11 protein-coding genes are annotated in these 10,086 nt (G+C 69.1%); 4 read left to right on the forward strand and 7 right to left on the reverse strand.

Annotation, left to right across the window (positions count from 1 at the left end; translation table 11 throughout):
* Both LW840_RS13375 and LW840_RS13380 read right to left on the reverse strand, forming a co-directional pair.
* Positions 1–287, reverse strand: a 287-nt coding sequence (locus LW840_RS13375) for a hypothetical protein (protein ID WP_291277143.1), incomplete at its 3' end; no start/stop codon positions are given.
* Between the two features lie 103 nt (positions 288–390).
* Positions 391–1,215 carry an AraC family transcriptional regulator gene (locus tag LW840_RS13380; RefSeq protein WP_291269825.1) on the reverse strand — a complete coding sequence of 275 codons (825 nt, stop codon included), beginning with the start codon at positions 1,213–1,215 and terminating at the stop codon, positions 391–393.
* 89 nt (positions 1,216–1,304) lie between these two features.
* Between LW840_RS13380 and LW840_RS13385 the strand changes: the two genes are divergently transcribed.
* Both LW840_RS13385 and LW840_RS13390 read left to right on the forward strand, forming a co-directional pair.
* Positions 1,305–2,189 (forward strand): alpha/beta fold hydrolase, encoded by an 885-nt coding sequence (locus LW840_RS13385; protein ID WP_291269826.1) that lies wholly within the window; start codon positions 1,305–1,307, stop codon positions 2,187–2,189.
* Positions 2,190–2,405: 216 nt separating this feature from the next.
* Complete coding sequence (locus LW840_RS13390; protein ID WP_291262470.1) at positions 2,406–4,628, forward strand: glutamine synthetase III; 2,223 nt, start codon at positions 2,406–2,408, stop codon at positions 4,626–4,628.
* A 145-nt stretch (positions 4,629–4,773) separates the two neighbouring features.
* Here LW840_RS13390 and LW840_RS13395 read toward each other — a convergent pair whose 3' ends face one another.
* The 3 genes from LW840_RS13395 to LW840_RS13405 form a co-directional block, all read right to left on the reverse strand.
* The gene (locus LW840_RS13395) at positions 4,774–5,418 is read right to left on the reverse strand and encodes a hypothetical protein (protein WP_291277144.1); all 645 of its coding nucleotides are present in this window, start codon (positions 5,416–5,418) and stop codon (positions 4,774–4,776) included.
* 93 nt (positions 5,419–5,511) lie between these two features.
* On the reverse strand, positions 5,512–6,270 hold the full coding sequence (locus LW840_RS13400; RefSeq protein ID WP_291277145.1) for an RES family NAD+ phosphorylase: 759 nt from the start codon (positions 6,268–6,270) through the stop codon (positions 5,512–5,514).
* Positions 6,230–6,607, reverse strand: coding sequence for an antitoxin Xre/MbcA/ParS toxin-binding domain-containing protein (locus LW840_RS13405; RefSeq protein ID WP_291277146.1), 378 nt, complete (start codon positions 6,605–6,607; stop codon positions 6,230–6,232). The genes LW840_RS13400 and LW840_RS13405 overlap by 41 nt, the downstream gene beginning before the upstream one ends.
* Positions 6,608–6,794: 187 nt before the next feature.
* On the opposite strand from LW840_RS13405, the gene LW840_RS13410 reads away from it, so the two are divergent.
* On the forward strand, positions 6,795–7,190 hold the full coding sequence (locus LW840_RS13410; RefSeq protein WP_291268299.1) for a luciferase family protein: 396 nt from the start codon (positions 6,795–6,797) through the stop codon (positions 7,188–7,190).
* 91 nt (positions 7,191–7,281) lie between these two features.
* Here LW840_RS13410 and LW840_RS13415 read toward each other — a convergent pair whose 3' ends face one another.
* Entirely contained in the window at positions 7,282–7,950 is a 669-nt protein-coding gene (locus tag LW840_RS13415; protein WP_291262465.1) for a hypothetical protein, read from the reverse strand.
* A 138-nt stretch (positions 7,951–8,088) separates the two neighbouring features.
* Between LW840_RS13415 and LW840_RS13420 the strand changes: the two genes are divergently transcribed.
* Positions 8,089–9,234 (forward strand): amidohydrolase, encoded by a 1,146-nt coding sequence (locus LW840_RS13420; RefSeq protein WP_343213678.1) that lies wholly within the window; start codon positions 8,089–8,091, stop codon positions 9,232–9,234.
* 36 nt (positions 9,235–9,270) lie between these two features.
* Here the strand turns inward: LW840_RS13420 and LW840_RS13425 are convergent, their stop codons facing one another.
* On the reverse strand, positions 9,271–9,678 hold the full coding sequence (locus LW840_RS13425) for a hypothetical protein (protein ID WP_291268301.1): 408 nt from the start codon (positions 9,676–9,678) through the stop codon (positions 9,271–9,273).
* Positions 9,679–10,086: the final 408 nt, after the last annotated feature.

Genomic DNA, 10,086 nt, shown 5'->3' on the forward strand with positions numbered 1-10,086 from the left:
ACGGTGACTTGCTCGGTGAACGTGAGTCGTGTCCGTGCGCCTCCCGCAGGCGCGAATTCACCGCTCCACATGCCGCTGAAGCCCCGACTCGAAAACGCGACGGCGAAGCGCTTCCCGGGCTCCGCGTCGGTACGCCGAAACTCGATCGGATCACCACGTGCCGGGAGCTCCGTCCACCGCGTGCTGTCGTGCACGAGGACTTGCGCCAGATCGGTGCGCCATGGCTGCTGCGGGTCTGACACGAGTGCGTACACCGCCAGCGGTGAGCCATCGAGCTCGACGGTCATCGCGACACGTTGAACCGGATCCATGAACCAGCCACTCCCTGCGGCAAGTATCACGGCAATCGCGAGGATGCTGACAATGGCTTTCATCTGTTTCTCACCGGGCTCAGGCCAGCCGTACGCATACTTCGGTGCGCAGCTCGTCCGGTGGGACGGACCCGAACGGTACCACGTACCGCTCGACCACCGGTTCGTCAGACAGATCCCACCCCTGACGCGGCAGCCACCGCCCGAGCAGCGCGACATAGCTGTCGAGGATGGTGTCGTAGGCCCCCGCGTGCACCAGTACGGCGTAGGTGCCACCCGCAATCGTACGCTCCACCATCCCCGGCGGCAGGGTGGGCAGCACCGTGGACGCATCGAGCTCCACGGCGGCATCGTAGCGACAGCGTTCCGGCGCCGTGATCTCGGGGTCGTCGTACACGAGCCCCAGGGTGGGACGATCGAGTCGCACCCCTGGGACACCGACGGCAACACGCATCAGCTGCTCCCACGCCGGTGCGCACGCGTCGTACGGGCCGGTGAAGCGGCAGGTGAGCAGCCGCCGCGCGGGCTCGACGCGGCGCGCTGCCGACACGATGGCGTCGTCACTCGCCGCACGCTGCTGGTCGCGATACTCCCGGGGCGGTACGCCGAAGTGGGCGCGGAACGCCCGCGTGAACGCCTCGTGGCTGTCGTACCCGTGCGCAAAGGCCGTGGCCGACACCTCACCGCCCGCATGCCGCAGGCGGAACGCCGCGCGCTCGAGCCGCTGGCGCCTGATGTACTGCATGACCGACTCGCCAACCATGCCGCGAAACACGCGATGGAAGTGATGCAACGAGAACCCGGCGGTTGCCGCCAGGGCGGCGGGGTCGAGATCGCCGTCCAGATTGGTGTGAATGACATCCAGAACCCGCAGGATCCGGTCTGCCCAGGTGGTGTGTGTCATGTGCCGAGTATGGGGCAGTGACGGGTCGCCTGCTTGACCGCCCGTGCTCTGCCGTTGACGGAGGGGGCGCGGGCCGGTGAATTCCTTCCATGACACCCCATCATGCCGGCCTCCGGCACCTCACGGCCCAGTCCGCGGGACGCGCGCTCCCGCTCATGGCCCTGTACCCGACGGACACCCCGGCGCAGCCGCAGCCCTTCGGGCCGTATACCATGGAGGTGGCAGTCAACGCACCGGTGTGCGCGGGCCGGCACCCGGTCGTGCTCATCAGCCACGGCAACAACGGCTCCCCCCTCACGCACCGCGACACGGCCACGCACCTCGCGCGCCACGGGTTCGTGGTGCTGCTCCCCGAGCATGTGGGCAACAGCCGGAGCGACACGTCGCTCGATGGCACCATCGAGCGGCTCCGGGTCCGCCCCCAGCAGGTGCACGATGCCTTCGAGGCGCTGCAGCTCGATGCCGAGCTCGGCGAGCACGCCGACCCGCACCGGCGCGCCATAGTGGGGCACTCGGTGGGCGCCTACACCGCCCTGTCCGCCGCCGGCGGCGAGCCGGTGAATACCCGCTTCGACACACCGCTCGAGGCGCCTGAGCGGCTGGTCGTGACCCGGACCCCCGGTGTGCGCGCCCTGGTGCTGCTCGCCCCCGCCGCCGGCTGGTTCATGCCCCCCGCCAGCCTGCACCAGGTAGCGGTGCCGGTGCTGCTGGTGCGTGGCGAGGCCGATACGGTGGCCCCCGCCTTCCATGCCGCCATCATCCGCGAGGCGCTGGCACCGCATGCGCCGCTGCAGGAGCTGGTGGTGCCGGGAGCCGGCCACTTCAGCTTTCAGACGCCCTTCCCGCCGGCACTGGCCTCCCCAGCCTTCGCGCCGGCCCACGACCCGCCGGGCTTCGACCGCGCCGCGTACCACCCGCAGCTCAACGCGCAGATCGGCGCGTTTCTGGAGCCGCTGCAACGCCCACCAAGCTGACGGGAGACCGAAAACCGCTCCTATTCGGTTTTGTTTCGGGAAAATTGCCCTTTTTCTGGTGCTGTTACGAGCGTCGTGCGCGAGCTGCACGGATCTGGTCGCATTTGTGCCGTCATCCATTGGAAATGGGGCAGGATGCGGTGATATTTCTGCAATCCATGCACGAAATCGGTGACAGCCTGCGCGCTGTCACCTGTCCCGATACCACGCCCCGCCATGGCCAACAACCACAACGCGCGCATCGCCGCCCTGCGCGAGATCGCGCACCGCGCCCCACGCCACACCTCACGCCCCGAGGAGAACGGCGTCCAGCTGCCCACCAGCACCTGGTTCGGCATGAACACCTTCGGCCTGCGCCAGATGCGCGCGAAGATGCCGAAGGACGTGTACAAGAAGCTCGCCGCCTCCATTCGCCTCGGCAAAAAGCTCGACTCCGACATCGCCCCGGTCGTGGCGCAGGTCATCAAGGAGTGGGCCATCTCCCGCGGCGTGACGCACTTCACGCACTGGTTCCAGCCGCAAACGGGGCTCACGGCCGAAAAGCACGACGCCTTCCTCACGTTCGACGAAAACGGGCTCCCCATCGAGACCTTCTCGGGGGAGCAGCTCATTCAGTCGGAGCCCGACGCCTCGTCGTTCCCGTCGGGCGGCCTGCGCGCCACCTGGGAAGCGCGCGGCTACACCGCCTGGAACCCGGCGTCGCCGGTGTTCATCAGCGAAACGGGAGGCGTGAAGTACCTCTGCATCCCGTCGGTGTTCATCGGCTACAACGGCGAAGCGCTCGATGAAATGACCCCGCTGCTCCGCAGCTGCGACGTGCTCTCCGCGCGCGCCACGGAACTGCTCGGGCTCATCGGCGACACCGGCGTCCTGCGCGTGGTCACCACGCTTGGGGTGGAGCAGGAGTTCTTCATGATCGACCGCGGCCATTTTGCGCTCCGCCCCGACCTCGTGATGGCCGGCCGCACGCTCGTGGGCGCGCCGCCGCCACGTGGCCAGCAGCTCGAAGACCACTACTTCGGGGGCATCCCCGAGCGTGTGCAGGCGTGCATCAGCGAAGTGGAAACGGAGCTCTACAAGCTTGGCGTGCCCATCACCACGCGTCACAACGAAGTCGCGCCCAGCCAGTTCGAAATGGCGCCCTACTTCGAGGACAGCGAAGTGGCGGTGGACCACAACCACCTGGTCATGGCCATTCTGCGCAAGGTCGCGCTGCGGCACGGCCTGCAGGCGCTCGTGCACGAGAAGCCGTTCGCCGGCATCAACGGCTCGGGCAAGCACTGCAACTGGTCCATGGCCATCGCCGCCGACAACCAGCTCGACGGCACCAACCTGCTCAAGCCGGGCAAGACACCGCACCAGAACATCCGCTTCCTGCTCTTCCTCGCCGCCGTGCTCAAGGGGGTGCACAAGCACGCCGGGCTGCTGCGCGCAGGCATCGCCGTGACCGGCAACGAGCATCGCCTCGGTGCCAACGAAGCACCGCCGGCCATCATCTCGGCCTTCCTCGGCAGCGGCCTCACGCAGGTCGTCGAGGACATCGCCGCCGGCAAGACGTCGCCCACCAACGCCGAGCAGGCCATGCTCAAGCTGGGCGTGGCCAAGCTGCCCGAGGTGGAGCAGGACAACACCGACCGCAACCGCACGTCGCCGTTCGCGTTCACCGGCGCGAAGTTCGAGTTCCGCGCCGTGGGCGCGTCGCAGAGCATCGCCTTCCCGGTCATGCTGCTGCAGGCCGCGGTGGCCGAGGCCATTGGCGAACTCATCGAAGAGCTCAAGAAGGAAATCAAGACCGCCAAGAGCACCGACGACGCCGCGTTCACCGTGGTGCGCAAGGCGTTCAAGGAAACGGCCGCCGTGCGCTTCGAAGGCAACAACTACTCCGACGAGTGGGTGGTGGAAGCCAACCGTCGCGGGCTCCTCAACCTGCGTCGCACCCCCGAAGCGCTCGCCCAGCTGCTGAGCGACGGCGCCAAGGCGCTCTTCGACAACACCGGCATCCTCACGCAGGTCGAACTCGAGAGCCGCTACCACGTGCGTCTCGAGCGCTACGTGAAGGACATCCTCATCGAGCTGCACACGCTGCAGCAGATCGTGGATACGCAGGTGCTGCCGGCGGCGTACGCCTACCTCGGGCAGCTCGCGGGCGCGGCCGGTCAGGGCGCGTCGGCGGGGATCAACATGCAGCCCATCATCAACGCGGCCAACGCCACCTCCAAGCTGGTCACCACGCTGCAGACCAAGCGGGCCGAGCTGGCCAAGGTGACGGCCAAGGCGGAGCACCTGCACGACGATCTCGCCGCGCAGGGCGTGTATCTCACCACGACCGCGTGCGACACGATGGCGGAAGTGCGCGAGGCGAGCGACGCGCTGGAGCTGTCGATTGCCGACGACCAGTGGCCGCTGCCGCGCTACCGCGAGATGCTGTTCCCGGTCTGACCGTGGTGCATGCCTGATGCTCCGTGCCGAACAGCAGACGGGAGACGGCAGGAACGAGACAGAGGGCAGACCGCAGTAGTTCGGTGAAACGATTCGGGGGCGACCGCGGTGCGGCGCCCCCGATGTCGTTTTCCGGTGCGGCTGTTCAGCGTGCGACGCGCACCAGCACCGACCGCTGCCGGCTCGTCACGCGAAACGACGTGACGGGGACCCCCTGCTCGCCGTTGGGTCCCGCGCCCCGTGTTTCCCGAACCGGCGCGCGTCGCCACGCGATGAGATCCTGCACGAGCGTGTCCCCCCGCACCTCGGTGCGGTTCTCGATGACCTGCTCGCCCACCTGAAAGACGCTCACCAGCATCCCCCCGATGAACTGCTCGTCCAGCACGATGCCGTTGTTTTCATCGGTGGCATAGCGTCCCGCCGCGGCGTTCAGGGTGCGCAACACATAGTCCTTCACGTTGCGCGTACTGTCGTTGGCATACACGTGCCGCCAACGAAAGGCCCCGGCTTCCGCAAGCGGCGTAATGGTGAGCGTGACCGGCACGGTGATCTTCACGCTGTCCACCGCGCCGTAGGCTGTGAGCACCCCACGCCACGTGCCCACCCACCCGTCAGGCGCGGAGACGCGCTCCGGCGCGGGAGGCGCGGCTTGCGCCATGACCGACTGCGCCGGCGCCACCGGCGCGACCACGAGCAGGGTACCGGCCAGCCAGAGGCTCTGCACCAGCGCAATCTTCGGGACGAATGATGGCCGCCGTTTCAGCGCGGCACCGGCACCGGACACAGGCATGGTCGGGGAACGGCGCAAGAGGCAGGGGTGGGATGGTGCAGCGGATGCCTCAAGCATGCGCGCCGCTCGGCGGCGACGATAGGGGGGCGCCCGCTACACGCCCGGAACCGGCAACGCCCCCGCCACCAGGAACTGCGCCCGCGGAAACTCGTAGCGCTCCCGCTCTCCCGAGAGATCGCGCCGCACGAACTCGACCGCGGCGGGAGTTGCCGTGCAGTGCCACCGCTGAAAGTGCTGCGGTTTCGCCGCCCGAAACACCGCCGGCGTGAACGCGCCCACGTTGAGCCCGGCCTCGGCATCACGCGCCGAGGCATAGAGGAACAGCTCCACCCCGGCGTCGCGCATGTCGCGCCCCAGCGCCTGTGACGCCGCGTACGATACGGGCGAAGAAATCGCCGCCCGGTGCGCGCGAAAGGGGCCCGCATCCAGATGCACCCCGGCGCGGCTCTGCATGCGCACCGTGAATGCCGACAGCTCCGTCATGACCACGTGAAGCGCCGCGTGCGACCCGGCCAGAAACAACAGACGGTAGTACGCCACCTCCGCGAACGCCGTGCGTGGCAGCAGGGCACCGTACCAGAGGCCACGCTCCGTGCGCGTGCCGAAGCGCGACCCATGCCGCAGCGGCGGATAGCGAAAGGGGGTAGAGAGCAGGTAGTGCAGCCGCGGCCCGCCGACGGAGGGCGGCTTCACCCCATCCACGAGCGCCTCCAGCAGTTCCTGTTCAGCCGCCGAATCCACCAGCTTGCGCGTCGAGACCCGATGCTGCGACTCCACCACGCGCCACGGCACCGCCTGCAGCAACTGCCGCCTAGAGGCGCCCGCGCATTGCATCCAGATACTGGACGACATCGACGAACCCCTCGACAGTGGTAATGCGCTCGGCCGGGATGCCGCCCACGTGATCGTTCATGGCGTGCAGCCACGCGCGCGCCTGCGGCTCATCGCCACCCACGAGGCTGTCGAGCGAGCGAAAGAGCCGCACCAGCAGCAGGGCGAGCTCCCCTTCCTTGCTGCGCGGATCGATGGAGCGCCCGCGCTGCAGCCGCGAGACCGAGGCCTCGCTGGTACCGATGATGCTCGCGACCTGCCGGTTGCTCAGCCCCAATCGGGCGGCCGCCGACATGAGCGCCTTGGCCACCACGAGCCCCGCGTCGGGGGCAGCCGCCGGTCCTGCTGCAGTACGCATGATTGAAAGAATAGTGTACGAAGCTTTCAGATGAAAGTCACCACCCGCCGTTGGTCCGTGGTCGAACGCCATCGTCGAGTCGTTACACACCGCCGGATGCCAATTGCTTGCCGCTGCCGCTGGGCAGCCGCATGCTCAAGGACAAGAGAAGGACATGTCGGTCCACATCTTGCTCCGGGGTCCACGCATGGGCGCCACCGATTTCAGCGCGCAGCTCACCAGCATTCTGCGCCAGTGGGATGGCGTGGAAACGCTCCCGCACCGGTTCGGGGGCATCGAGTTCCGACTTGGCACCCGCGAGATCGGACACCTGCACCTTGGCGGCGTCGCCGACCTGCTCGTGAGCGTCCGCCTGCGCCGCGATCTCGTGGCGGCCGGGCGCGCCAGCGCCCACCGCACCCTCCCCCACTCCGGGTGGATCAGCTTCCGGGTGCGCAGCGAGCACGACCTTCCCGCACTCGTCGCGCTCTTCCGCCTGAACTACGAGCGCCTGCGCGGCACCGCGGTACGCCCCGCCGCCGCGCCATGGCTGGGCACGCCGCGGCTCCTCGGCGATCGCACCGCGGATGATCTGCCGGCGTAGGACGTACTGACGACTGACGACGCGCACTGCGCACGACGAACTCCCCGCAGACGGCGGGGAGTTGGCAGTGCGTCGTCGAGGTTTCCGGTCGTCAGTGTGTCCCGCCGCCCGACGACAGCCGCGCGCCGTCCTTCTCCTTCGCCGCCATCAGCTGCGTCACGAACCGCTGCCCCTCGCTGATGCGCTCCACCTCCACGGCCACCGCGTCGATGGCCTGCTCCATGCGCTCCATGCGGCGCGTGGCCTCGAGAATCTCCGGCGTGAGCTTGGGCTGACGGGCGCGAATGAGCATGGCGCGCGCGGCCGCAATGGCCAGCGGCATGAGCACCGTGAGCGTGCCCACAATGGAAATGCCCGTCAGCTGATCGGAGGAGAACGGCCCGTAGCGCACCGGCGCCTCCGCGGCCTCGGCCGCCGCCAGCGCCAGCGGCGCCGCCGCCAACGCCCGCCCGTTGGCGGCGATCTCCTGCTCGATCTGCACGATGCGCGCGTCGAGCACCTTGAGCCGCGCCTCCAGCCCCGGCCGGGTCGTTTCGTTGGCCTTGAGCAGGTCGCGCTCCACCCCCTTGCGCCGGCTGACCGCGCTTTCGATCTGCCGCGACAGCTCCGAACGCTTGGCGCGCAGCGCCTCCACGTCGGCGGCGGTGCGCGGCTGCGCCACGGGAATGGCGTCGGTGGTACCGACATCGATGGCGACCGGCTGCGCCGCAGCGGGCGCCTCCGGGGGTGCGGGTGGCGCGGGAGGTTGAATCCAAGGCATACTGCAACGTACGCGATCAGCACGGGTCCGGTTACACCCGTGCCCTCGATCCCCGACTTTTCCGGGTTCGGCATGACCAGTCTGCAGGAACTCCCCGATCTTCGCACCGCGGCCCCGTGGCTCGACGCCGCCGCCGATATGGCCCCGCAGGTGGTGCGCTGGCGCCGCCACCTCCACCAGCACCCGGAAGTGGCCTTCCACGAGGTCGATACGAGTCGCTTCATAGCCGACACGCTCGCCCAGGTGCCGGGGCTCGTCATCAGCCGTCCCACCCCCACGAGCGTCGTGGCCGAGCTGCGCGGCGCGCGGCCGGGGCCCACCATCGCCGTGCGCGCCGATATCGATGCCCTCCCCATTCACGAGGAGAACACGCACGCGTATCGCAGCACCCGCGACGGCGCCATGCACGCCTGCGGCCACGACGGCCACACCGCCATCGTGCTGGGGCTGGCCACGGTGCTCGCGCAGCACGCGGCGCAGCTGCCCGGCACGGTACGCTTCATCTTTCAGCACGCCGAAGAGCTGTCCCCCGGCGGCGCCGAATCGCTGGTGCAGTCGGGCGTGATGGACGGGGTGCATCAGGTCATCGGCCTGCACCTCTGGGCCCCCATGCCCGTGGGGCGCATTGGCATTCTGGCCGGCCCGGCCATGGCGGCCCCCGACAACTTCCACTGCACCATCACCGGCAAGGGCGGGCATGCGGCCATTCCGCACGAGTGTGTCGATCCCATCGCCATTGGCGCCCAGGTGGTCACGGCGCTGCAGCAGGTCGTCACCCGCACCGTGGACCCGCTCGACCCCGTGGTGCTGTCGGTCACGCAGTTCATCGCCGGCAGCGCGTTCAACGTGATCCCCAACAGCGCCTACCTCGCCGGCACCGTTCGCACCTTCGAGCCCACGCTGCGCGTCAGCGTGCCGGCCACCATGGAGCGGGTCATTCGCGGCATTGCCGAAGCGTTCGGGGCCACGGTCGCCTTCCACTACGAGCGCGGCTATCGCCCCGTCGTGAACGACCGCGCCCTGGCCGAGCGACTGCAGCAGGTGGTGGCGCGCACGTTCGGGGCGGACACGCTGGTCGACCTGCGCCCCACCATGGGCGGCGAGGACTTCTCCGCCTATCAGCAACGGGCGCCCGGCGTCTTTGCCTTCGTGGGCGCCGGCAACGCGGAGGCGGGCATCGTGCACCCGCACCACCATCCCCGATTCGACGTGGACGAACGCGCCCTCGAGGTGGGGCTGCGCTATCTCACGGCGGCCACGATCGACCTGCTCGCCGGCGCCTGACCGTGCGCAGGCCCCGCTGCTGCGGTCGTTCCTGCGTCAGCGCACCGCGCGCGGGAATCCGCGGGTATCACTGAGCGCCTCGGCCACACACACACGGTAGCCGTCGGGGTCTTCCAAGTCGAACTCCACGGTGCCGTTGGGCATGACCTCGGGACCGCGCACCAGCGGCGTGCGCCGGCGCGCGTGATCGAGCAGGCTGGTGAGTTCATTGCCCGACAGCCGGATGTACACGTCCCACTCGTAGGAGTCCCGCGCTTTGGCAAGCGGTGCCACGGCGCGGCGCAGCACGAGTTCGGTGGCATCGCGACGCAGGATGCACGACTCGAACGGCGGCGCACTCGGCGACGGCTCCGGCACGAACCCGAGGTTCGCCGTATACCAGGCGATGCTGCGCTCCACATCGGACACCCGCAGCACGGGCACAATGGCGACAAACAGTGGCATGCCCCAAGAACACCGGACTGGGGGGAATTGTTGCCTGTCGACGCGGGAGCGGCCGGTCCGGACCAACGGACGACGCGTTGGCACCGACGCGTTGGCACCGACGCGTTGGCACCGACGCGTTGGCACCGACGCGTTGGCAGGAACGCGTTGGCAGGAACGCGTTGGCAGGAACGCGTTGGCAGGAACGCGTTGGCACCGACGCGGAGCAGCGCGGGCGACGACGCGCGCCGTAACGCGTTGCCCCCACGCAGCAACCACGGGCGACTGCCCCGCGCAGGTGCCCGCGTAGGTACCCGCGTTCCTCCGCGTCGGTGCCAACGCGTCCCCGCCAACGCGTCCCCGCCAACGCGTCCCCGCCAACGCGTCCCCGCCAACGCGTCCCCGCCAACGCGTCCCCGCCAACGCGTC

The organism is Gemmatimonas sp. (assembly GCF_021298855.1).
Classification (GTDB): domain Bacteria; phylum Gemmatimonadota; class Gemmatimonadetes; order Gemmatimonadales; family Gemmatimonadaceae; genus Gemmatimonas.